Raw genomic sequence first — 22,998 nt, 5'->3', positions numbered from 1 at the left:
GTCAGTGCCGGAAGTGTCGCACTCCGGTCACCACCATGGCCATCCCATGTTCGTCGGCGGCCGAAATGACCTCCGCATCCCGAACAGAGCCGCCTGGCTGGATGACGCACGTCGCCCCTGCCCTGGCCGCCTCGTCCAGGCCGTCCCGAAAGGGGAAGAAGGCATCCGAGGCCACGGCGGCCCCCTGGAGGGCCTGTCCGCCGCGCTGCATCGCGATTCGGACCGAATCCACTCGATTCGTCTGTCCGCCGCCCTGGGCCAACAGCTGGCTGCCAGAGGCGAAGACGATGGCGTTGCTCTTGACGTGCTTGCACACCTTCCAGGCGAACCGAAGGGCCCGCTCCTCGTCCGGTGTGGGTGCCCGCTTGGACACCACCTTCCAGCTCAATTCCGGTTCCACCGCGTCCCGGTCCATGAGGAGCAGCCCTCCGGACACGCTCCGGCCATCGAGCTGAGCCCTCGGCCGGGCGGTCGGCGAAGCCAGCGCCGCCCCCGCCTCCAGGAGCCGCAGGTTCTTCTTCGCCGCGAGCACCTGGAGCGCCGCCTGCGAGTAGGAGGGCGCGATGACCGCCTCCAGGAACGTCTCCGCCATGGCCTGGGCCGTGGCCTCGTCCACCTCGCGGTTGAACGCGACGATGCCACCGAAGGCGGAGATCTCATCCACCGCCCGCGCCGTGCGGTACGCCTTCACCAGCGAGTCATCCACCGCCACGCCACACGGCGTGTTGTGCTTGATGATGACGGCGGTGGGGTGCTCGGGGAACTCGAGCACCAGTCCCAGCGCGGCATCCAGGTCCAGGATGTTGTTGTACGAAAGCTCCTTGCCCTGCAGCACCCGGGCGAAGCCCACCGTCGGCTCCGAGGGCGCCGAGTGCTCTCGGTAGAAGGCGCCGCGCTGGTGCGGATTCTCCCCGTAGCGCAGGTCCTGCGCCTTGCGGAACGACAGCGACAGCTCTCCAGGGAACGGCTCGCCCGCCTCGGCGGACAACCACGTGGAGATGGAGGCGTCGTAGGCCGCCGTGTGCGCGAACGCCTTGCGCATCAGCTTGCGGCGCGTCGCCTCGCCCACCGACTTCTGCTGCTCCATCTCCGCGAGCACCGCGGGGTAGTCGTCCGGGTCCACGACGATGGCCACGTGACGGAAGTTCTTCGCGGAGGCGCGCACCATCGCGGGCCCGCCGATATCAATCTGCTCGATGACCTCCGCTTCGGCCGCGCCCGACGCCACCGTCTGGCGGAACGGATAGAGGTTCACCGCGACCAGGGAGATGGGCTCGATGCCGTGAGCCTTCATCTCCTCGCGGTCCGCCTCGAGTTCCAGCCGACCGAGGATGCCGCCGTGGATGCGCGGGTGGAGCGTCTTCACACGTCCGCCGAGAATCTCCGGACTGTGTGTGTGCTCGGACACCTGCGTGGCGGCGATACCGGCGCCCTTGAGCGCCTCCAACGTGCCACCCGTCGACAGCAGACGGTAGCCCAGGCCAACCAGCCCCTGGGCGAAGGGAACCAGACCTCGCTTATCGGAAACGCTGAGGAGAGCCAGCACGTGTGCGCCTCGGTGTGCGGGGAGCGGCGGTAGTAGCAACCACCCCCTGGGGTGTCAACGCAACACGTCGGCGCTACGTTGGCGGCAGCAAGCCGCCAGTCACATAGGCTTGCGGGCCGAGACAGGAGGCTCGGCCTCGGTGGCCTCGCGCAGCTTCATCAGCCCGCGCGTCTCCACCTGGCGGATGCGCTCACGGGTGAGGTTCATGATTTCCCCCACCTCCTCGAGCGTGATGCCGCCCTTCTCCGCCACGTCCAGGGCGCAGGTGTGCTCCAGCTCCCAGATTTCCTTGTCCGGGAAGTTGAGCTTGATGGACCCCGTCTCCGGATTCACATCCAGATAGAGGTTGTGCTTGCAGGAAACGAACATGCACGGGCGCGGACCGTTGACGCAGTCGGCGCGGGTGCGCGGACGCGTGTCGTCCATCTGCTTGAGCAGGTCCGCTTCTTCCGGGTCCACCTGACCCGTGAGACGTCGACGGCGCAAATCACGCGCCATCTCCTTGCGCGACATCGTCTTGGACCGTCGGCGCTCCTGCGCCAGGTCCTCTTGCGCCTGGTCTCCGCCCTCCTCCACTTGCTTCACTTCCGACATGTCCCCTCCACGTGAGGCCAGTCTAACCGGGTCCACCGGCTCCAGGGCCGGCATCTTATTGCGAACTCATCGTTTCGTCTTCGCGTGCGGTGACTGCGCTGCCCAGCCGGGCCACGTCCCGGACCAGATCCTGCGCTCTTTGCCGCAGCGTTGCCAACTCCGCCTCGAGCGAACGTCGGTGCTCTCCCCCGAAGGCTCGCTCTCCCAACTCGTCCCGCAGCCCATCCAATAGACCGCCGAGGTCCCGCTCCACCTGGTCGATGTGGTTGCTGTGGAACACGAAGGACTTCTTGATGTCCTCGAGGGTGTGCCCCTCCGCCATCATCTTCTTGATGACGTTGATGCGGCGCACCGCTTCCACCGGATAGAGCCCCAGGCTCCCCTGGTGCTTGCCCTTCCGCCCCACCCGACGGCTCCTCGGTAGCAACCCCGCCTGGACGTACTTGCGGAAGGTCGCTTCCGACAGACGCACGCCCCTCGGACGAAAGATTTCCAGAATCGCGCTCGCGGGAAGTCCTCCCGCGTTGTCGCGCTCAATCCGAGCAATCTCGTCGGGAGCCAGCAGGTCCATCGGTTCCATTGAATATAAGCTACTCAGAGGAGGACACTGAGTGCCAGAAACAGGCCTTCGGTGTCAAGGTAGACCGCTACAGGTCCGTTGCGGTGTCGGCCGGTTCACGTTTCGAGAAAGAGGGCGCGAGGACGCATCCGCGCGTCACGGCGCGGAGTCACGACGGGGGTAGATGGAGACCCGGAGCGCTTCGAACAGCACGAACCGCGGGCGAGACGACGGCGCCCGTTGGGCACGCACGCGTCAGCGCGGGGTCGACAGGGGGATGCGGGATGCGCCGAGGTGGCGCGGGCTCAGCGGCCGCGCGGCGCGCGGAACTCGCGCGTCACCGTGGCGCCGGCGGTGATGGTGACGTCGAAGCGCTTCTCGCCCAAGGGGTGCTTGAACAGCAGCGTGTACGTGCCGGGGGGCAGCTTGTAGGAGGCGCGTCCCGAGACTTCGCCCAGGCGTCGCCCATCCAGGAACACCGTCGCGTACGGGGTTGCCCGGAGTTGGAGCAGGCCCGTCGCGCTGGGCGCGGCTCGCGGCGTGGATTCCGAGCGGACCTCCGGGTCGACGGCCTTCGAGCCGGTACCAAGAACGGCCTCTCGCTTCAGGCCTTCCACTTCCACATCCGACTCGGAGGGCACCGGCTCGGGGCTCGCGGCGGGCGGAGTGGTGCCTGATGCGACAGAGCCCGGCTCGGCCTGGGACGGCGTCACGGCGGGCACCGGGCCGTTCGTCTCCTTCACGACACTTCCGCCAGGCTCGCCCCCGGGAGGCGCGCTATCGGTGGGCGCCGGTGGGGTGGCTCCGGTGGGCGTGCCGTCCGTCGGAGCGGCGGCCAACGGGCCGTTGCCAGTGGTGGCCGTCTCCGTCGACGGGTCTCCTCGGAGACCATTCATCACCCCGGCCCCCACGATGAGCAGCAACCCCAGGCTCATGGTGAGGCCCAACACGCGACGAGGCCGGAGCCACACCGAGGGCTTCTGCCTTCCCGGCGAGGTGTCGGTGACGGTGGGGACCTCGCTGCCGGAGAGGGACAGAGGCCCCCCCTCTCGCGCATCCAGCACGGGCGCTCGGGTCGAAGGTGCGGTCGACGCGTGCCCACTGGAGGTTGCCCCAGCACCGCGCTCCTTGGAGTCACGCTGTTCGTGAGAGGCGGTCGACAGCTCAGGAGCCACGGACGCAGACACGACATCGGCACGCCCGGAGTTCGACGGGAGGGCCATCTCCGAGGCGGGCGTCAGCGCATCGGAGGAGTCCCGCTCGCTAGCATTCGCCGGGAGATCCTCCTCCCAGGCGCCGTCTTCCTCGGAGTCTTCCCACGAAGCCCCGATACTCCCCTGCTTCGCACGGCTCATCGGGTCGGCATCACGTGAGGGCCGCACGGCCTGCCCCGACTCGGAGTTTTGTCCGGAGGGCTCGACGTCGCCGCGCGCCTCCTCGTCGCCACGCAGCGAGGAGCGCTCCGACTCGGCGCCTCGCGGAGAAGCATCGGCAGGAGCCTGCGTCGCGACCGGCGCCAGCCCACCCGAACGGCTCGGTGTCTTCGTGGGCACCGACGTGCTCTCGGCGCGAAGCCCATCGCCAGTACCCGATGAGTTCATCGCCACGGGCGCGAGCCCACCCGAACGGCTCGGCGTCTTCGTGGAGGCCGGCGCGAGCTCCCCTTCCCGCAACGAACCACTCGCCACGGGCGACAGCCCACTCGAACGGCTCGGCGTCTTCGTGGGCGCCGGCGTGACGTCGGAGCGCGGATCTCCACCGGCACCCTCTTCCGACGAAGCCACGGCGGGCGTCCCCTCGGGACGGCTCGGGCGCACCGTGGCGATGGGCGCGGCCAGCGGCGGCAATGGCGCGTTCGCGCGAGGCACGGGTGACGAAGCCACCGCGGGCAGCGGCATCATCGGCGTGGCCATGGGCGGCAGCGGCACGGACAGCGCCTCCACGTCCTCACTCCGACGGGGAAGCACGAATGTGGACGCATCCACGTCCTCATCGGGCGAGGACGGCACCGCCACACCCACGCGTCCCGCCGCCATCACCGCCGTGGGTTCCCTGCGCGGCGCTGGAACATCTTCATCATCGTCGTCGGGAACCGGCGTCCCCTGGACCACGTGCGTGCGTTCCTGCACCGTGGGCATCGCCTGCGTGAGGCTCCCGGGGAACAGGCGCCGCAGGAAGGCTCCCAGGTCCGTGTCGTCCACCGACGTCGCGTGCTTCAACACGCACTGGGCCAGGGCCCGCTCCAGCTCACCCGCCGTCTGGAAGCGCGCGGACGGGTCGCGCTCCAGCGCGCGCATCACCACCGCGTCCAGCCCCGGGGGCACCTCCGGGTTGAGCCGGGCCGGCGGAGCAATGGCGCTGTGCTGCACCGCGCGCAGCACCGCCAGCTCCGAGTCCCCGTCGAACAACCGCCCGCCCGTCAGCATCTCCCACAGCACCACGCCCAGCGCGAAGAGGTCCGTGCGGGAGTCCACTGCCTCCCCTCGCGCCTGCTCCGGGGACATGTACGCGAACTTGCCCTTGAGCACTCCGGGCTGCGTCAGCTTCTTGCCGGCCTTCGCGATGCCGAAGTCCGTCAGCTTCACCGCGCCGTCGTATGACAGCAGCACGTTGTGCGGCGTGACGTCCCGGTGCACCAGGTCGAGCGGCTGCCCGTTCACCTTCAGCCGATGCGCGTAGTGCAGCCCCCGGGCCACCTCCGCGCCAATGTGCGCCACCAGCATCGGAGGCACCGGGTCCATCATCTCCTTGGACCGCCGCCGCAGCTCCCACAAGGAGCAGCCACGCACGTACTCCATGGCCAGGTAGTACGTGTCCTCGTGCTTGTCGAAGTCGAAGATCTGCACCACGTTCTCGTGGTTCAGCCGCGAGGCCAGCCGGGCCTCCGCGATGAACATCCCCACGAACTCCGGGTCGCTGGCGAGGAAGGCACGCACCCGCTTGATGACGACCTCCTTCTCGAAACCCTCCGCGCCCCGCGCGGTGCACAGGTAGATCTCCGCCATCCCGCCCTCCGCGAGCTTGCGGCGGACGACGTACTTGCCGATCTGCATGCCGGCGACGAGCGTCAAGAGGGCTTCCGGAACATGCGCTATTCGAACTTCACACTCACCACGTTGAGGTCGATGGCCTTCACCTCGATACGTCGACTGAGCGTCTTCTTGAGGTCGGGGTTGAAGAATTTGCAGTCATAGGTGCCGACGCGCAGCTCCACCGCCTCGAACGGCGTCTCCCCCAGCTTCTTCCCTCCGCACGTCACCTCCGCCCACGGCCGCACCGCGAAGCGGACCTTGGCCGTGCGCGTCTCCGCCCGCGACTCCTGCCTCGGAGGACGCGGCGGCGTCACGGGAGGCGCCACCCGAGCCTCCGGATGCAGCGTGAAGCGCTCCACCTGCTCCGGCCCCGAGCCCACCGTCACCGTGCGCTCACTCGGCTGATGCTTCGCGGCCTCGACCCGGACTGCCAGCGCCACCCCCGGCGCGGCCTCCAGCATCACCGGCGCCGCGCCCTGCGGCCGCCCATCCACGATGACGACGGCCTGCGCGGGCTGCGCCTCCACCCGCAGCCGCACCTTCGCCACGGCCGCGGGCTCCTGGGCCGGCGGCGCGTTCTCCACGGCCACGGGCGGCGTCTCCGGCACATGCGCCTGCTGCACCACTGGCACCAGCCGCAGCACGCCCAGCGGCACCGGCCCCGTGGCCTGGACCTCCAGCTCCGTCCTCAGCTCCTGGTAGCCCTCGCGTGACAGCACGAGCGAATAACGCCCCTCGGGCATCGCGGGCAGCGTCACCGGCGTGCGCTCCGCCAGTTCCTGCCCATCGAACATGACCCGCGCCCCCGTGGGCACGGACTCGACGCGCGCGGGCGCCTGCGCGGCGGGCCCCGGCTTCAACCAGCCCCACAGCAGCACCAGGACCACCAGCCCCAACCCCACCGTGGGAATCCACCACCCCAGCCGCGAGGCCGGGGGCGGCGTCTCCGCCTGACGCCCCGCCGCTGCCTTCTTGCGCCCGGGCCGAGACATCCCCAGCGACAGCGTAGGCGCGTCCTCCTCCTGCTCCTCCAGCGCGTCCAGGGCCGCGGCGCCCCGAGGCAGCGGCAGCGCCAGTCGTGACGGCCTGGGCAGCGGTCCCGCCATCTCCGGCATGGCCAGCGTCGGCGCGTCCTCCTCCACGTGATGCACGACGGCGGGCATCGGCCGCGTGACGGCGCGCCCCTCCGCCCCGTGCGACTCCTGCTCCCGCGCCTGCGGGTTCGACACGCGCGAAGCGGCACGCCCCTCGACGGGCTTCGGCTCGGTGGCGGCCTTCACGTCCGTCAGCGTCGCGCGCGCGGCGGCGCGGCCATCCATCGTCGGCGCGTCCTCTTCCACCCGATGGACCGCCGGCACCGCGCCCAGGCCCGAACGCGAGGTCCTGTCCGGGGGGGCGGACTCCACCGCGCGGCGCTGCCCGGTCATCCGGGAGCTGGGCGACTCCAGCTCGATGCGCCCCGTCCTCCCCGTGCCACGAGGGCGCAGCGCCGCCGTCTCCCCTTCCGGCGCCACACTGGCGCGAGACAGCGCGGGCCGCAGCCCCGAACGCCGCGAGCTCGCGTCCTGACGCCCGGAGCCCGACGCCGGATCCGAGTCCTCCATCAACAGCTCGCCCGAGCGCGCCTCCGACGCCAGCCGCTCCGCGTAGATCTCCTTCATGTACGCGCCGACATGGGCCGTCGACGACGGCAACCGACGCTCCGTCAGCCAGTCCTCCAGCGCCAGCTGCAGGTGGACCGCTTCCTGGTAGCGCTCCGCCGGGTCCTTCGCGAGCGCCTTGAGGACGATGGCGTCCAGATCTTGCGGCACGCGCGGCGTCACCTGCGACGGCGGCGCCACCTTGCACTCCGCCACGGCGGCCAGCGTCTGGATGTCGCTGGGGCGCTTGAACAGGCGCGTGCTCGTGAGCAGCTCGTACAACACCACGCCCAGCGCGAAGATGTCCGAGCGACAATCCACGCGCTGCCCCGCCGCCTGCTCCGGCGACATGTACGAATACTTCCCCTTCAGCACGCCCGAGCGAGTGACGGTGGCCTGGTCCGCCGCCTTGGCGATGCCGAAGTCCACCACCTTCACGCCGCCTTCGAACGTGACGAGGATGTTCTGCGGGGACACGTCGCGGTGGACGATGTCCAGCGGCCGGCCCGACGTCGGGTCCGTGCGCTTGTGCGCGTAGTCCAGGCCCGAGCACGCCTCGATGAGGATGCGGCACACCAGCGGCACGGGTATCGGCTGCCCCACGGCCTCCGACTGCTTCCACACCCGCCGCATGTCCTCGCCATGGATGTACTCCATGGCGATGAAGAACGAGTCGTCCTGCGCGCCCAGGTCGAAAATCTGCACGACGTTGGCGTGATTGAGCCGCGCGGCGATTCGCGCCTCGTCCAGGAACATCTTGACGAAGTCGTCGTTCTCCGCGAGGTGCGGAAGAATTCGCTTCACCACCACCAGCTTCTCGAAGCCCTCCGGACCTGGCTGGCGCGCGAGATACAGCTGCGCCATCCCGCCCATGGCGAGTCGCTTCAGGAGCTGGTACCTGCCATACGTTTCAATGGTCACGGCGACCTGACCGCACCCCACGGGGAAAACCCACGGCCCGTGGCCTTCCGGGATCCGGGCGCGGCGAAGCCCGGAGCGTAAGCGCACAGGACAGGGGGGTCAAACCCTTGTAGGCACGGCGGAACCGACGGCGCCGCGATTACCTCCGAGCGGCACGGACCTCGCGCGACTCCCGCATCAGCGCCTCCAACTCGTCCAGGTGCCGCTTGAGCACCGGCATCAGCACCGGCGCCGCGTCCACCCGGTCGAACAGGTCCAGGACCCGGTCCACCTTACGCTCGATTTCCTGGGCTCGAGCCGGAGTAATCCGGCGGAGCAGCATGTCCGCGCCGGCCTCCATCAGCGCGCGGGCCACGGCGTCCCGGGAAGCGAGCGGCTCTTGCTGTCGGCGGCCCTCACCCTGGATGACCCGCAGGCCCGGGGCGCGCGCCGGGGAAGCGCGACCCGCGCTCGTCGTCTTCGTGTTTTCGGAGTCTGGGGACATCACCGGGTGCCTCCTCGGCGGGCGCGGGTACGACCTCAGGGTACACACCGTGAGGAGCCCTCCAATTTTCTGGTCATCCGCACAGGCGGAAGCAGACCTGTAGCACCCGGGACCGACATGAACGTCGAGGGCCGGATGACCGGCCCTTCGACTGGCTCACACATCGAGCCTGCTCCCCCGCTTCAGCCCGCGTCGCAGGAGCGACGGTAGGAGATGGCCACCTTGGCGCCCGGCGCCGGCACGTTGGTGAAGATGACGCTGTTGGTGGGGGCGTCGTAGCGCCAGCCCGTCGTCACCGGGGCGCCGTCCACCGTCACCGTGACGCTGCCCGGCTCCGGCGCGTCGCTGAGCGGGAAGCGGTCCTGCGCGGAGAAGGCCTTGTTGGCCACGGCGGCCAGGAGGGGCCCGTAGTTGGCCGCGCACACGTTCATCACCTCGCCGCCGGTGCGCGCCGTCGCCTCCGCGTAGCGCGTGCCGGAGCCGCCCGCGGTGCCACACGCCGTCGCCGTGGGGGCAATGGCGTAGAACGTCGCGCGCTGCGGCTGGTTCTGCCCCTTTCGCTGCTGCGCCCACTGCACGTAGGTGTCCACCGCGTCCGGCGAGTGGTCGTCCTCGTCACCCACGAAGACGACGACCAGCGCCGCCGAGTCGCGCAGGAAGCCCAGGTTGCCGTCCTGCGGCACGGGCGTGCGCGGGTCATCCGCGGTGTTCACCAGCGGCGGAGACAGCGCGCGGCGCATCGCCTCGAAGCCCTGCTCCACCTGGGCGCACTGCCCCACCTGCACGTTCTGCTGGAGCAGCGCCGTCAGGTTCGCCATGCCGTTGGTGAGGATGCGGGGCCGGGCGTTGTTGACCGGGAAGAAGCGCCCCGCCTCGCCGCCCTGCGCGCCGCCGGGGCACGTCCCCGACACCGCCGTGATTCCCGTCGTGGTGACGGCCACGTGCATGTCCACCTTTTTGGCGAGCGCCGCGTCCACGAACGAGGGGATGGCGGACACCAGACGCGGGTGCTCCTCCACCATGGACGCGGTGTTGTCCACGACGAAGAGGACGTCCACCTTGCTCACGTCCTGCTGGGTGAAGGTGTCCGTCTTGTCCACGCGCTTGGAGGACTCGCCGATGAGCGGCACCAGCAGCGGCGCCGGCAAATCGCTGGAGCTCACGAAGAGCGGCGACAGGTTCATGCCGTACACCTGCGCGGCGTAGTCCAGGTCGACCGTGAAGGCCTCGCCCGGCTGCAGCGTGAAGGGCAAGGGCGCGGGCACGCCGCCCACGGTGAACTCGCCATCCGTGGTGCCAGGGCCAATCCACACGTTGGAAACCGACACGGGCATGGTGCACGCGTTGAGGTAGTTCACCTCGCGCGGCTCGGGAGGACAGTCGCGCCGCGCCACGCCCCAGTCCACGTACCAGGGCGACGCCATCAGACACGTCGCCTGCGAGTGGGCCAGCAGCGGCACGAGGATGACGGGATTCGCCGGGTCCATCTGCTCCACCTGGAGCATGCCCGTGAAGTCTCCGCCCGCATGGGGTGCCTGGAAGGCCACCTGGAAGCTGAACCAGTCACCCGGATAGATGATGACGCCGAAGAGGTCCCCGCCCGGCATGCGGAAGCTGCCGCCGCCATTGTCGCGCAGCCGGATGTTCTTCACCGGGCACAGGTCCGTGCCCTTGTTCTCCAGCTTCACGCCCAGCACCGCGCCCCGGCCCGGAGGCACCGTGCCGAAGTCCACCGCGAGCGGCGTCACCGTGAGGTCGCAGGGCGCGTGCTCCTCCGCCTCGCCCTGGAAGTCCAGCTCCACGGTCGCCGCCGAGTACGCGTTCGTCGTCATCACCAGCACACCCGCGGACGAGCCCGGACGCGTGGGCTCGTAGAAGACGGGGATGTTGACCTCCTGCCCCGGCTGCAGCGTGTACGGCATGGCCAGCGGGGTGTGGTTGAACTGGGGCGCGCCGGAAGGGTCCGGCTGCCACGCCAGCGTCTCCAGCGTGAGCGCGCCCGCGTTGGAGGAGCCGCAGTTCTTCACGTTGACGATGACGCGCGTCTTCGAGCCCAGCGGCTGCTTGCCGAAGTCGTACGTCACCGGGGACACGCACAGCTCCGCCGCGCCGCCGAAGCCCTTGAGCTTCACGTCCGTGGTGGGGTGCCGCTTGCTCACCACGTGATAGCGGGCCATGTCCTCCGCGGGGCCCATGTGGCCGGGGCTGTAGCGAATGTTGAAGCCGCGCACCTCGCCCGGCTGGAGCACCAGCGGGAAGCCCGCGTTCGCCTGCGAGTAGGAAGCGTCCAGCCCGTCGAGCGTCAGCGAGGTCACCGTCATCGGCTCGGTGCTGATGTTGCGGATGCGCGACTCGCGGATGGCGTCGCGGTCCACCGGCACCGCCGCGAAGTCCAACACCGGCGGCTCCGCCACCACCGCCTGCTCCAGCGCCTCCGCCGTCAGTTGCACCGGCACGTCCGCGCAGCCCCGGCACGGCGTCACCGCCAGCACCACCTGCTTGCGGCCCACGCGCACGGGGTTGAACGTCAAGGACAGCTCCGCGCGGCCGCCCGGGGCGACGACCATGGGCCCCGCCACGAACTCGTCGCGGTCCGCGCCGACCAGGCGGGGTGTCACCTCCACCGGCAGCTCCGTGGGGTTCTCCAACGTCAGCGCCAGCGTCTTCGTCGAGTCCGCCTCGATGCGCCCGAAGTCCAGCACCCGGGGCGACACCCGCGCCCACGCGTCGATGCCCAGGCCCGTCAGGGGGATGCGCAACAGCGGTTCGATGCGCGTGTCGGAGCGCACCACCAGCATCGCCCCCTGGCCGCCCGCCATCATGGGCGCGAAGCGCACGCGCAGGGCACACGCACTGCCTGGCGCCAGGCTGTGGGGTCCCTCATGGGTGAACTCCGCCCGGTAGGCCCCTTCAGGACCCTCCACCCAGACCTCGTTCACATCGACGGGGGCCCGCCCCACGTTGCGCAGCGAGATTTCCGTCTCGCGCGCATCGAAGAGGGCGACCTTCTCGAAGTCCATCCCACCCGGGGTCGCCGTCAGACGCCCGTCCGCGAGGGACGACCGTTCGCGATCCGCACACCCCGCAGCCACCAGCCCCAACACCGCGAGGGCCCAAATGCCCCAGCGCCCCGTCATGGCCTCCACCCCTTCCCCACGCCCATCGCCCAGGTCCGTCCACAGCCTCAAACGAGGCGCTGGAGCGGATCAGTTGGCGAAACTAGGCACCCACCCATGGGCGGGCAACCACCCACGAAGGACAATCCCGGTGTCAGGGGGCCCCGCCCCGTTCACTTTCAAATCTTCGGGATTCGCAGCGTCTTGCTGATCATCGCGCTGCCGCTGGCCGCGTACAGCAGCACCAGCGGATGCAACACCACCGGCCCCACGTCCCACGCGCCCCCCAGCAGCGTGTCGCCAATGCGGCCCATCCACGTGGCCGCCGCCAGCACCATCACCAGCGCGAGGCTGGTGGGGATGGGCGTGCCCTCGAAGTACTTCACCTTCCCCGTCGCGTCCGCCAGCTCCGCCGACGTGACGTTGAAGCGCGCCAGCCGGCTGATGCCACACGCCACGAAGTACAGGAGCACCGCCACGTCCAGCGCCCCCCGCATCCCCACCGCGAAGGCCAGCGCGGCGGGCGCCATGCCGAAGGAGATGACGTCCGCCAGGGAGTCCAGGTCCGCCCCCAGCGGCGACTTCTTGTAGCGCCACCGGGCGATGCGCCCGTCCAGGACGTCCATCACCAACGCCACCGGCATCAACGCGAAGGCCACCCACAGGAAGCCCACGCGCCACGTGGCCAGGTACTGCATCGCGGCGAGGATGGTCCCCGCGCCCGCGAAGCCGTTGCCGAGCGTCACGAAGTCGGCGAGCACGAAGGTGCGAATCATCGAGAAGTGGCGGCGTGGGCGGCGGGCACGCGGCTGCTCGGTCGTCATATCCGCGTTCTCCTAGCACAGTGAATCCTCACTGCCCGTCCCTCACTGCTGCGTTTCTTGCCGCAGTGCGTCTGACTCCAGGCTCCCAGGAAAAGTCAAACCTCAGAAAACTTTTGACGTGTGGATCAGCCCCTTCCTACGCTCGCGCCCATCCATGCCTCCAAACCAATCCGTGTCCTCTTCGCGGGGGGCGACCTGGAAGTCCGGGCGCTCCCGCTGGCACCTCCCCCTTCTCGCCGGCCTGAGTCTCGCCTTCGCCACCGCATGTGGTGAGGATGATGACGGAGGCCCGGTGACGCCACCCGTGGAAGGCCCTCCGAAGTACGAGGCCACCATCCGGCGCACGGCGCACGGAATCCCTCACATCATCGCCAATGACATGGGCAGCCTGTCCTACGGACAGGGCTACGCGTTCGCCAAGGACCATGTCTGCATCCTGTCGGACCAGATCCTCAAGGTCCGCGGTGAGCGCGCGCGCTACCTGGGGGCGGGCCCCGGCAACACCTACGCGGGCAGCGACTTCGGCTACCGCGTCCTCCAGCTCCAGGAGAAGGCCCAGGCGGCCTTCCCCACCCTGCCGGCGGACATCCAGGAGATGTTCAACGGCTACGCGGCGGGCTTCAACAAGTACCTGTCGGAGACGCCGGCGGCGGAGCTCCCCGCGCCCTGCACCAACGCCCCCTGGGTCAAGCCCATCCAGGGCGTGGACCTCCTGGCCTATGACATCAGCGTGGGCCTGGCGGGCAGCGCCTACCAGCTCATCCTCGCCATCGCCGCGGCCTCGCCCCCCATCCCGGGCGCGGGCTCCGAGGGCCGTCCGGTGCCGGGCAGCTTCAAGGTGGAGCGTCCGGACTTCAGCCAGGTCGGCAGCAACGGCTGGGCCATTGGCGCGGACCGCTCCGCGTCCGGCCACGGCATGGTGGTGGCCAACCCGCACTTCCCCTGGGAAGGCGAGCTGAAGCTCTGGGAGAGCCAGCTCACCGTGCCCGGCCAGCTCAACGTGTACGGCGTGGGCCTGCTGGGCGTGCCCGCGGTGCTCATCGGCTTCAACGACAACGTGGCCTGGACGCACACGTTCTCCTCGGGCCAGCGCATGACGCTCTACGGGCTCCAGCTCGTGCCGGGCAAGCCCACCCGCTACAAGTACGGCACCGAGGAGCGGGACATGACCGCCCGCGACATCACCATCCTGGTGCGGCTGCCGGAGGGCTCGCTGACCAACATCACCCAGCGCTTCTACAGCAGCCACTACGGCCCGGTCATCGTCATCCCCGGCACCGCCCCGTGGACCACGCAGTCGGTGCTCAGCTTCCGCGACACCAACCTGGACAACACCCAGCTCGTCACCCAGTTCGTCGGAATGAACCGGGCCAAGAGCCTGGAGGAGTTCCAGAACGTCTACGCCAACGTCCAGGGCATCCCCTGGGTCAACACCATGGCGGCGGACCGGGCCGGCAACGTCTGGTACACGGACGCGACGCCCACCCCCAACCTCACGGCCACGGCCATCGGCACGTGGCGCGCGGCCTCCAGCGGCCTGGACCCGGCGACCACCGCCATCTGGCAGAGCATGGGCCTGGTGCTCCTCGACGGCAGCAACCCGGAGAACGAGTGGCGTGACGCCGCGGGCGCCCGCGGGCCGGGCCTCGTGCCCTTCAGCGGGGTTCCGAAGCTGGCCCGCCGCGACTTCGTCTTCAACGCGAACGACAGCTACTGGCTGGCCAACCCGAGCCAGCCCCTCACGGGCTTCTCGCCCCTGCACGGCCTGGAAGGCGTGGGCCAGACGCCGCGCACGCGCATGAACGCCGTCCTGCTCACGGAGGAGAACGGCGCGTCCGGCTCCGACTACAAGTTCACCGTGGCGGAGCTGGAGAACGCCATCCTCGGCAACCGCGGCATGACGGCGGAGCTGCTGAGGGATCAGCTCGTCGCGCGCTGCACGGGCAAGACGACGGTGCAGTACAACACCACGCTCGTGGACATCCGCCAGGGCTGCGCGGCGTTGGCCGCGTGGGACCTGCGCTACGACGTGGGCAGCAGGGGCGCGGCCCTGTGGCGCGAGTTCAGCGGCCACTTCAGCATGGGCGCCCTGTCCAACGGCGGCACGGGCACGCTGTTCGCCAACCCGTTCAACGTGGCCCAGCCCATCGCCACGCCGAACACGCTGGCCGCCGAGCCGGCGGCGGGCACCGACCCGACGATGCTCGCCCTGGCCGCGGCGGTGTACCGCCTCCAGGTCGCCGGCATCCCCGTGGACGCGCCGCTGGGTGACTCGCAGTACACCACCCGCGTGGACGGCAAGAAGATCCCCATCCACGGCGGCGGCTCCTACGACGGCACGGCGAACGTCGTCTCGTGGGGCACGCTCAAGTCCACCACGCCCGACTCCGACTTCAGCGCGGTGCGCGGCGCGCAGCTGCTCAACTCCCGCACCAACCTCACGAACACCGGCTACGTCATCAACAACGGCAGCAGCTTCATCATGGCCATGGAGTTCACCGACACGGGCGTGAATGGCCGCGCGGTGCTGACCTACAGCGAGTCCAGCGACAAGAACTCGCCGTACTTCTCCGACCAGACGGAGCTGTTCTCCAACAAGCAGTGGCGGCCCATCGTCTTCACCGAGGAGGCCATCGCCGCCACCAAGGTGGAGGAGAAGAAGATCTCCGGCAACTGACGTCCTCCGGGGCTCCCCCTCTCACGAAGGGGAGCCCCGAGCAGTCCCAAGCCCCTGCTCCGGCGGGGGCTTTTTGCTTTCGCGCGGACACTTGGGGCCCCGGAAGGGAAGTCCTCTGTCCGCCCGGCGATGCCCGCCCTGTCGGGAGGCTACCGCCCCGGCGATGCGAACCCAGGATGCCCTGGCAGACCGCCCGGCACCGCATGGCGTCACGCGGTGAAACGGCCCCGGGGGCAACGGTTCTGCGAAGGAGCGGCGGTTCGCCATGACGACACCCGTCTACAAGACAGCCATCATCGACAGGGTCTTCTTCCTGCGCTGGGAGGCTCCCCCCAACCGGGAGGACATCCAAGCGGTGTTCCAGCAGATGCGCGAAACGCATGAGCGGCTCAAGCCGCCCCTCGTGCTGGTGGCGAGCCTGTCGTCCAGGTCCGCGGTGCCCAACAGCGAGCAGCGCAACAACCTCTCCGCCTTCCAGTCCGACGCGCGACCGCTCTTCACCCAGATTCACGCCATCGTCGAGGGCAACGACCTCCAGTACAACCTCCAGCGCGTCATCATCGCCGGCATCAACATCGTCACGCGCACCCACGACGAGACGCTCCAGCGCGTCCACCAGCGCGCCGAGCAGGTGGCCCCGCTGCTCTCCGACAGCCTGGGCGTGGACGGCTCGAAGGTCATCGAGGAGGCCCGCAAGCGCGGCGTGGTGTGAGACGGGCGAGGGCGCGTCGGCCCGCCATTCTCACGACATGGGCTGACGCGCCGGCAGCTTCGTGGGCCTGACGGCGGCCCGCACGTAGTGGTGGTCGAACAGGTCCACGTAGAGGTACTCCGGCCACGACACCATCGCGCGCGCGCCGAGCATCACCCCGCGCATCAGCTCGCTCACCATCATCCCCGCGGCCGTCGTCGCTCCGACGACGCACGTGGGGGCGTGGCCTCGGCCCTCGAAGCACGCGTCCATCGCGTCCTGTGACAGGTAGCTCCCCAGGTGGGGAATGATGGCCGGCAGGTCCACGCGGCCATCCGGGAGGATGTAGAGCTGCTCGTACAGCGGCGCATCCGGTTGGAAGACATGCAACGCGGCGCCAAACCCCAGCATCAGCCCCGTCATCGCCGGCACGCCGCGCTCACGACATGCGCGATGCAGCGCCTGCTTCGCCCCCGCGCCCGCGATGTCGATGACCTCCACCACGTAGTCCACTGGCGGCAGGCCCTCGCCCCCCGACAGCACGTCCTCCACGTTGGCCTCGGTGATGCCCGCCCCCACGCGTCGCAGCCGCAGCTCCGGGTGGATGTCCAGGCACATGCGCCCCACCACCTCCACCTTGGACTGGCCGAGCGTGCTCTCGAAGCAGCCCGCCTGGCGGTTCATGTTGTGCCGCTCGTAGGTGTCGAAGTCCGCCAGCGTCAGGCACCCCAGCCCCAGCCGCGCCAGGTCCACCGCGCACTGGCCTCCGGCGCCTCCCACTCCCGCGACCAGGACGTGCGTGCGGGCCAGCCGCGCCATCACCTCCGGACCGATGACGCCCAGGTTGCGCTCGAAACGGGGCTCCACCATGACGCCTCCACTTTCTCCCCACGAGGCGCCGAGGTGCTCGTCGCGCGCGCCGTCCTCCGCCCCGCCGGGAGATGTGGATGTGGTCCTCGATTTTCGGACCCGGGAGGGTGGCGAACACCCAGGTGTTCAGCACTCCCCCTCCCCGAAGGACGTTGTCCGCCGCAGGGCACTCCAGACGTCTTCCATCGCGTGATTCGGTCCGGCAAGCCCGCACCGCCGCGTGCCCCTCGGAAGCCACACCCGTGATGCACCTGCTTCAGTCGTGAAGCGGGTCACCGGAACCACACCCACCAGGGCATGTCAGACGGTTGCTTCACAGTGGACAGCAAGCGTGAAGTCCAGAGATAGAAGGCACTCCAAGGCTTTCGCGTGTTCATTGCCTGGCTTGAATTCTGCTCTGCGGGTGACACGGCACGGGGGAGCTTCGACCCGTCAACACGCAGCGTCCCCCGAACCCTTCTTCTTCGACTCGAGGTTTCTATGCGTTCGTGGTTCAGCCTTTCTGTTTGTCTGACATTCCTGTCGCTGGGTTGTGGAATTTCCGAGACGCCCTCAACCCCAGAAGACTTACGCGACAGCGCGACGGAGGCGCTGGTCTCCGGGGTCTCCTCGCTGGAAGGCGTCGCCAGCGGCGCCTCCACCCGGTGGGCTTCGCGCGAGCCGGTGTTCGGCGACGTCGCGCACTACCGGTTCGAGCTCCAGGTGGGTCCCGGAGCGCATGACACCGTCACCGTGCACCGTGTGGTGAAGGAGCGCGCGCCGTGGGTGCCCGCCAGGGCGAACCGGGCGGTGTTCCTGGTGCATGGCGATGCGTGGGGTTTCGACGCGGCCTTCCTCTCCAGCGTGGGGTCCGCGCATGTGCCGGCGAACCACTCCATCGCGGCCTATCTGGCCCAGGAGAACGTGGACGTGTGGGGCATCGACATGCGCTGGGTCGGGGTGCCCGCGGGGACGCAGGACTTCGGCTTCATGGCGGGGTGGAACCTGGGCACGCACGCGAAGGACGTGGGCACGGGCCTGCTGCTGGCGCGGACGCTGCGGCTCGCGGGCGGCAACGTGGGTTCGATGCACCTGCTCGCGTGGAGCCGGGGCGCGATGGTCGCCTTCGCCTATCTCAACTCGGAGGCGCGGCTGCCCCGGCTGCTGCGACAGGTGGACGGCTTCATCCCCGTGGACATGGCGGTGCGCCACGCGCCCCAGTTCGCGCAGCAGCAGGCATGGGCGTGTGAGCGTCACACGGCGCTGAAGGTCCGGCGCGACGCGGGCGTCACGGAGGGTGGCCTCCTGGGCCCCGCGCCCGGCATCACCCTCCAGTACATCGGACTGTTGGCGGCCACGGCCCCGGACGCGCCCTCCCCGCTGCTGCCGGATGACGTCTTCGGCCCCGGCACCGGCCGGCCCACCAACCGCCGTGCGGCCATCGTCTCCGCGGCGGCCACGGGCGCGCTGCTGGCGCCGCTGCCGGCCCTCACCCCGGGCTACCACCTGATGGCGGGCATCCCCGACGCGACGGGCCTGCCGGGCAGCATGACGTACACCTCCGAGCCCTACCTCTACGAGTACGCCCAGCGCGCGGCGCCCTACCAGAGCCTCAACGAAGTCGTGGAGTCGGACGCGTGGACGTGTGGCCTGGACGTGCCCTACGACGACCACCTCCAGCGCGTGACGGTGCCGGTGCTCTACGTGGGCGCGGGCGGCGGCGTGGGTGAGTACGGCGTTCACTCCACGACGCTGCTCGACAGCCAGGACGTCTCGTCACTCGTCGTTCGCGACCTGCCGACGGCCGCGCGCGCGCTCGACTTCGGGCACGCGGACCTGTTCCTCGCGGACACCGCTCCGCAGCGCGTGTGGCAGCCCATCCTCCAGTGGGTGCGCGCCCACTAGCGACAGCCGGACTCAGTCCGACTTCCAGAGACCGTGGCGCCGGGCCCTGCGGCCCAGCGTCACGGGGTCCATGCCCAGCGCCACGGCCGCGCGCCGCAGCACCCCTCCGTGGCGCTCCAGGGCCTCGCGGATGAGCTCGCGCTCCACCCGCTCAAGCCGCGCGCGCAGCGAGCCATCTCCCGTCAGCTCGTTGCGCGCCGGGGACACCGTCACGAGCGAGGGCGGCAGCAGCCGGCGCGACACCACCTCCCCCGGACGCGACAGCAGCACGGCGCGCTCCAGCACGTTGCGCAGTTCGCGCACGTTGCCCGGCCACGGGTAGGAGCGCAGCATGTCCTCCACGTCCTGGGACATGCCGCTGGCCGAGCGGCGCAAGACCCGGTTGAACACGTGCAGGAAGTAGCGCGCCAGCTCCGGCACGTCCTCGGGCCGCTCGCGCAGCGGGGGGATGTCGATGGTGAAGCTGTTGAGGCGATAGAAGAGGTCCGAGCGGAAGCGTCCGGCGCGAACCTCCTCTCCCAGGTCCTTGTTGCTTGCGGCCAGGACGCGCACGTCCACGTGCCGCACCTGGGTGCCACCCACCGGACGGACGTCGCCCGTCTCCAGCACGCGCAGGAGCTTCGCCTGGAGGTTGGGCGTCGTGTTCTCGATTTCGTCCAGGAAGATGGTGCCGCCGTTGGCCAGGACGAACAGCCCCGGATGGTCCGCCACCGCGTTGGTGAAGGCGCCCTTCACGTGGCCGAACAGCTCGCTCTCCAGCAGCGTCTCCGTGAGCGCGCCGCAGTCCTGCACCACCAGCGGCAGCTCTCCCCGGCCACTGAGGCGGTGAACGATGCGCGCCAGCACCTCCTTGCCCGTGCCCGTCTCGCCCTGGAGCAGCACCGCCACGCGGTGGGGCGCCACCTGGCGCACCATCTCCATCACCCGCTGCATGGCCGCGCTGCGCAGGCCCACTTCCTCCTCGCCCCGCCCGCCCGGCTCCGCTGGCCGCGCCTGGGACAGCGCCCGCTCGCGCAGCAGGTTGCGCTCCAACTCCAGCGTCATCCGCCACTGCTCGGTGCGCACGCCGCGCTCGCGTCCGGCCTGGAGCACCGCCTGCCTCACGGCCTCGCGCGAGGGTGACTCCCCGAGCGCCCGGAAGACGAGGCCCGCGTTGAACAGCGCCACCAGTCGCTCCGGCGCCGCGGGCGCGCAGTAGATGATGCGCGAGGCCAGGTCCGAAGGAGGCACGGCGCCCGACAGCTCCACGTCCGTGCTCACCGTCGCAAGGCCCTCCACCAGCGTCAGGGCCCGCGCCTCCTCCTGGCCACAGACGAGCAGCGCCGCCGCGTCACCGCGCGCCAGCAGCGCATGCGCCTCCTCCGCGCTGGCGGCGAAGTGCGGCACGGCCTGCCCCTCCAGCGCCGCGCGGATATCCCGCGCCTCCTCTTCGCTCGCGAACACCACCACCACCTGGAGCCGCGCCGTCGTCAGGTAGCGCGCCAGCTTCACCCCGTCGGAGCCCTCGAAGGAGTGGAAGAAGACGCCGAGCGCCGTCACCGCGCCACCCGACTCGTGCCGCCAGCGCACGTCGCCTCTCGCGCGGATGTGCTCGTTCGAGTCCGGCAGGGAGAATGACAACTCCACGGACTCGCCCTCGCGCGGCCCCTCCTGGGGCCCTCGCGGCGTGGCGATGAGGCCGATGCCCGTCTCGCTGATGTTGACGGCCCAGCACCCCGGAAGGGCGGGCTGCGTCACCACCTTCACGTACAACGGCTTGCGTTCGCTTCGAGGGGCGTAGGCGGACACAGGCCGCGTCATGACCCTCGCAGTCTACTGCACCAATGAAGCCTTGCTGGGAAATTGCGGCGCCAGAAGATCCTTCACCGTCCACTCCCCTTGGCCCTGGCGAAATGCGTCTACGGGCAAACCAGCGGGTTTGAGTCGACTCAGGGCCCTGGGACGTGGAGCAACAGGCCCATGAGGACATCATCGACGTAGGAGCCGTCATCGAGGCGGAGGAAGGCGCGACGGGTGCCCTCGAGGACGAAGCCCTGGGAGAGATAGAGCGCGAGGGCCCTCGGGTTGTCGGCCCGAGCGCAGAGTTCCACTCGGGTGACGGCGCCACCGTCCGGGTCGCGGTGGGCGCGGACCCAGGTGAGCAGGTGGTCCATCAAGGCCCGGCCCACACCCAGCCCCTGGGCCGAAGGATGCACGCCGATGCCCAGCACGCCCACGTGACGCAGCATCCGATAGGAGAGGCGCAGGATGGAGGCTTCCCCCAGCAGCGCTCCGTGCGAGTCCGTCACGACCAGGGGGAACGCGGTGCCATCCTGCCGGTGCAGCCCCGCGCCATCGCGTTGGGCCGTGAAGGTGGCCGCGTCCACGGGCAGCTCCTCCGGGTGCTTCACGATGCCTTGGCGGGCCTGGACAATCGCGCGCTCCAGCTCGAACAGCGCCGGCCCATCCTCTCGCGTCGCCTCCCGGACGAGGCCGGGGCGACCGTCACGTAGCATCAACTGGACCGGCTGGAATCGCATGAGAAGGTCCTTCGCGAACGACGAGTGGGCGCCCGTGACGCAGGGCCTGACGGTACCTGACTCGCCCGCACGCTCGGGGCATGATGTGGCCACTTCGATGAGGGGGACGATGCCTTTGACGATGACCGCGAATGCTCGGAGCGCTCGGAGCGAGGAGCATGAGCTCGCGCTGCTGTTGAGCGGACGCTGTCGCAGGTGTGCCGAGCGGATTCCTGGAGGGACGGCGCTGCGCGGTCGCCCCTGTCCCCGGTGCGACGAACAGACGCTGCCCAGCGCCACGGACCGAGAGGTCCTCCACCGACTCGCCTCCGAGCGAGCCACGGTGCGGCTGGGCATCGCCGTCGCGGTGGTGGCGCTCGCCGCGCTGGTCGCCAGTTGGGTGCCCCTGCTCACGTCCCTGCTGCTGGTCGCCGCGCTGGTGTGGCTGCGCGTGACGCTGGTGACTCCCGCGCTCCAGTTGCTCACGCCCCAGCGTCGGCTGGTCTCCCGGTGGACGCTGCGCCTCGCGGCCGGCTGCTTCGTGGCGCTGTCCATCCTCGTGCTCGAACTCCTCACGCTGATTCCCGGCTTCGGCGCGCTGGTCAAGGTCGCGCTGAGCGCTGGCGAAGTCGCGCTCGCCGGCCTCTTCGCGCGCCGCTACCTCGCATGGCAGACCGAGCGCGAGGCGCGCGGTGTCGCCGTCGCCTTCTGGGAGATGGGCCTGCTGGTGGGCTGGATGTTGATGCTGCTGGCCTTCACCGCCGCGTCGGTGCTGCTGGTGTTGTACGTGCTCCAGTCACTGGGGCTCGTGCAGGGCTTCCTTGCCGCGCCGATGGGAGGGAGCTGAGCCATGCTCTCCTTCGCCCTCGCCTCCCAGGTCATCGGCCTGAGTGGAGCCTCGGGAACGCGCGCGGGAGGCAGCCTGCTGCTGCTCGCGCTCGCCGCGCACTACCAATACCTGTCGCTGCCGCCGGAGCTCGGGTGGCTCGCGACGCCGCAAGCGCTCGGGGCCTTCGTCGCGCTGCTCGCGTTCGAGATGTACACGCAGCGCGACAGTGACTTGCGCATGGTGCTGGGCCTGGCGCAGTTCGCGTTGAGCGCGGGCAGCGGCGCCACGGTGGCGCTCGCATCCATGGGCGTGGGGACGGAGCAGCTTCCGCCCTGGGCCGTGGGCGCGGTGGGCGCCTTCGTCGCCGTCGCGACGCTGTCGGTGCGCCAGTGGGTGCATACGCGCGTGGACCAGCTCGAGACGGAGGTGCTGCATCCTCGGCGGTGGCTCCTGCGCACCGAGGACGTCTTCGGCCTGGGGCTGGCGGCGGTGGCCATCCTCTGGGCGCCGCTGTCGCTGGCGCTCGTGCTCCTGTTCACCCTGGCCTGCGGCGCGGCGGGACTGGTCGCCCATCGACTGGAAGCGCGCTCGCGCCGCGCGTGTCCCACCGGGTGTGGGGCGAAGATTCGCGAGGAGGCCTCGCGCTGCCCCAGGTGCCGCGCGGACGTGCCCGTGGCCAAGGCCGTGGACCTGCGGCTCGGGGGGCGGATGCGGGACGCGCTTCGCGGGGCGCTCGGGTCCGGGAACTCCAGCGCTCCGCGCATGGAACCAGGCATCCAGCGCGACGGCGGCAAGGCCCCTTCCCGGCTGGGATGATGGGCGGTCCCCGCCGT

Annotated in this window: 16 protein-coding genes; 5 read left to right on the top strand and 11 right to left on the bottom strand. The window is 70.0% G+C overall.

The genetic code is table 11. From position 1 onward, the window contains the following. Window position 1: 1 nt before the first annotated feature. The 8 genes from purH to pssA form a co-directional block, all read right to left on the bottom strand. The gene (gene purH, locus HUA74_RS15715; RefSeq protein ID WP_174455165.1) at window positions 2-1,546 is read right to left on the bottom strand and encodes a bifunctional phosphoribosylaminoimidazolecarboxamide formyltransferase/IMP cyclohydrolase; all 1,545 of its coding nucleotides are present in this window, start codon (window positions 1,544-1,546) and stop codon (window positions 2-4) included. A 99-nt stretch (window positions 1,547-1,645) separates the two neighbouring features. Then, the gene (locus tag HUA74_RS15710; RefSeq protein WP_141643793.1) at window positions 1,646-2,140 is read right to left on the bottom strand and encodes a sigma factor-like helix-turn-helix DNA-binding protein; all 495 of its coding nucleotides are present in this window, start codon (window positions 2,138-2,140) and stop codon (window positions 1,646-1,648) included. A 55-nt stretch (window positions 2,141-2,195) separates the two neighbouring features. Next, entirely contained in the window at window positions 2,196-2,720 is a 525-nt protein-coding gene (locus tag HUA74_RS15705) for a MerR family transcriptional regulator (RefSeq protein WP_141643792.1), read from the bottom strand. A 284-nt stretch (window positions 2,721-3,004) separates the two neighbouring features. Next, a complete protein-coding gene (locus tag HUA74_RS45600; RefSeq protein WP_254625065.1) occupies window positions 3,005-5,770 on the bottom strand; it encodes a serine/threonine protein kinase in 2,766 nt (921 codons plus the stop codon). A gap of 20 nt (window positions 5,771-5,790) precedes the next feature. Next, window positions 5,791-8,292 carry a serine/threonine-protein kinase gene (locus HUA74_RS15695; protein ID WP_174455164.1) on the bottom strand — a complete coding sequence of 834 codons (2,502 nt, stop codon included), beginning with the start codon at window positions 8,290-8,292 and terminating at the stop codon, window positions 5,791-5,793. Window positions 8,293-8,431: 139 nt separating this feature from the next. Further along, on the bottom strand, window positions 8,432-8,776 hold the full coding sequence (locus HUA74_RS15690) for a hypothetical protein (protein ID WP_217440163.1): 345 nt from the start codon (window positions 8,774-8,776) through the stop codon (window positions 8,432-8,434). A gap of 182 nt (window positions 8,777-8,958) precedes the next feature. Then, window positions 8,959-11,913, bottom strand: coding sequence for a choice-of-anchor D domain-containing protein (locus HUA74_RS15685; RefSeq protein ID WP_174455163.1), 2,955 nt, complete (start codon window positions 11,911-11,913; stop codon window positions 8,959-8,961). 158 nt (window positions 11,914-12,071) lie between these two features. Then, the gene (pssA, locus tag HUA74_RS15680) at window positions 12,072-12,716 is read right to left on the bottom strand and encodes a CDP-diacylglycerol--serine O-phosphatidyltransferase (protein ID WP_141643788.1); all 645 of its coding nucleotides are present in this window, start codon (window positions 12,714-12,716) and stop codon (window positions 12,072-12,074) included. A 292-nt stretch (window positions 12,717-13,008) separates the two neighbouring features. Here pssA and HUA74_RS15675 point away from each other — a divergent pair, with 292 nt between their 5' ends. Together HUA74_RS15675 and HUA74_RS15670 are read left to right on the top strand one after the other, a co-directional pair. After that, entirely contained in the window at window positions 13,009-15,393 is a 2,385-nt protein-coding gene (locus tag HUA74_RS15675) for a penicillin acylase family protein (RefSeq protein ID WP_371745570.1), read from the top strand. Between the two features lie 265 nt (window positions 15,394-15,658). Further along, entirely contained in the window at window positions 15,659-16,105 is a 447-nt protein-coding gene (locus tag HUA74_RS15670) for a DofA protein (protein WP_141643786.1), read from the top strand. A gap of 30 nt (window positions 16,106-16,135) precedes the next feature. Here the strand turns inward: HUA74_RS15670 and HUA74_RS15665 are convergent, their stop codons facing one another. Then, a complete protein-coding gene (locus tag HUA74_RS15665) occupies window positions 16,136-16,954 on the bottom strand; it encodes a ThiF family adenylyltransferase (RefSeq protein WP_174455161.1) in 819 nt (272 codons plus the stop codon). A gap of 480 nt (window positions 16,955-17,434) precedes the next feature. Here HUA74_RS15665 and HUA74_RS15660 point away from each other — a divergent pair, with 480 nt between their 5' ends. After that, window positions 17,435-18,838 (top strand): hypothetical protein, encoded by a 1,404-nt coding sequence (locus HUA74_RS15660; RefSeq protein ID WP_174455160.1) that lies wholly within the window; start codon window positions 17,435-17,437, stop codon window positions 18,836-18,838. Window positions 18,839-18,850: 12 nt separating this feature from the next. Here HUA74_RS15660 and HUA74_RS15655 read toward each other — a convergent pair whose 3' ends face one another. Next, window positions 18,851-20,638: a sigma 54-interacting transcriptional regulator gene (locus tag HUA74_RS15655; RefSeq protein ID WP_174455159.1), complete on the bottom strand. Its 1,788-nt coding sequence runs from the start codon at window positions 20,636-20,638 to the stop codon at window positions 18,851-18,853. 128 nt (window positions 20,639-20,766) lie between these two features. Next, window positions 20,767-21,357, bottom strand: coding sequence for a GNAT family N-acetyltransferase (locus tag HUA74_RS15650; protein WP_174455158.1), 591 nt, complete (start codon window positions 21,355-21,357; stop codon window positions 20,767-20,769). A 109-nt stretch (window positions 21,358-21,466) separates the two neighbouring features. On the opposite strand from HUA74_RS15650, the gene HUA74_RS15645 reads away from it, so the two are divergent. Together HUA74_RS15645 and HUA74_RS15640 are read left to right on the top strand one after the other, a co-directional pair. Next, window positions 21,467-22,183: a hypothetical protein gene (locus tag HUA74_RS15645; RefSeq protein WP_174455157.1), complete on the top strand. Its 717-nt coding sequence runs from the start codon at window positions 21,467-21,469 to the stop codon at window positions 22,181-22,183. Window positions 22,184-22,186: 3 nt separating this feature from the next. Next, on the top strand, window positions 22,187-22,981 hold the full coding sequence (locus HUA74_RS15640; RefSeq protein WP_174455156.1) for a DUF4126 domain-containing protein: 795 nt from the start codon (window positions 22,187-22,189) through the stop codon (window positions 22,979-22,981). Window positions 22,982-22,998: the final 17 nt, after the last annotated feature.

Source organism: Myxococcus sp. CA051A (genome assembly GCF_013336705.1).
GTDB classification, from domain to species: Bacteria; Myxococcota; Myxococcia; order Myxococcales; family Myxococcaceae; genus Myxococcus; species Myxococcus llanfairpwllgwyngyllgogerychwyrndrobwllllantysiliogogogochensis.
The sequence above is the reverse complement of the archived record's forward strand: the minus strand, read 5'-3'. Positions and strand labels throughout refer to the sequence as shown.

Excerpts from the sequence above, each read along its gene's own strand:
- HUA74_RS15710 (WP_141643793.1), bottom strand. The coding sequence starts at position 2,140 with ATGTCGGAAGTGAAGCAAGTGGAGGAGGGCGGAGACCAGGCGCAAGAG.
- HUA74_RS15705 (WP_141643792.1), bottom strand. The coding sequence starts at position 2,720 with ATGGAACCGATGGACCTGCTGGCTCCCGACGAGATTGCTCGGATTGAG.
- HUA74_RS15690 (WP_217440163.1), bottom strand. The coding sequence starts at position 8,776 with ATGTCCCCAGACTCCGAAAACACGAAGACGACGAGCGCGGGTCGCGCT.
- HUA74_RS15685 (WP_174455163.1), bottom strand. The coding sequence starts at position 11,913 with ATGACGGGGCGCTGGGGCATTTGGGCCCTCGCGGTGTTGGGGCTGGTG.
- pssA (WP_141643788.1), bottom strand. The coding sequence starts at position 12,716 with ATGACGACCGAGCAGCCGCGTGCCCGCCGCCCACGCCGCCACTTCTCG.
- HUA74_RS15670 (WP_141643786.1), top strand. The coding sequence starts at position 15,659 with ATGACGACACCCGTCTACAAGACAGCCATCATCGACAGGGTCTTCTTC.
- HUA74_RS15665 (WP_174455161.1), bottom strand. The coding sequence starts at position 16,954 with ATGGTGGAGCCCCGTTTCGAGCGCAACCTGGGCGTCATCGGTCCGGAG.
- HUA74_RS15660 (WP_174455160.1), top strand. The coding sequence starts at position 17,435 with ATGCGTTCGTGGTTCAGCCTTTCTGTTTGTCTGACATTCCTGTCGCTG.
- HUA74_RS15655 (WP_174455159.1), bottom strand. The coding sequence starts at position 20,638 with ATGACGCGGCCTGTGTCCGCCTACGCCCCTCGAAGCGAACGCAAGCCG.
- HUA74_RS15650 (WP_174455158.1), bottom strand. The coding sequence starts at position 21,357 with ATGCGATTCCAGCCGGTCCAGTTGATGCTACGTGACGGTCGCCCCGGC.
- HUA74_RS15645 (WP_174455157.1), top strand. The coding sequence starts at position 21,467 with ATGCCTTTGACGATGACCGCGAATGCTCGGAGCGCTCGGAGCGAGGAG.
- HUA74_RS15640 (WP_174455156.1), top strand. The coding sequence starts at position 22,187 with ATGCTCTCCTTCGCCCTCGCCTCCCAGGTCATCGGCCTGAGTGGAGCC.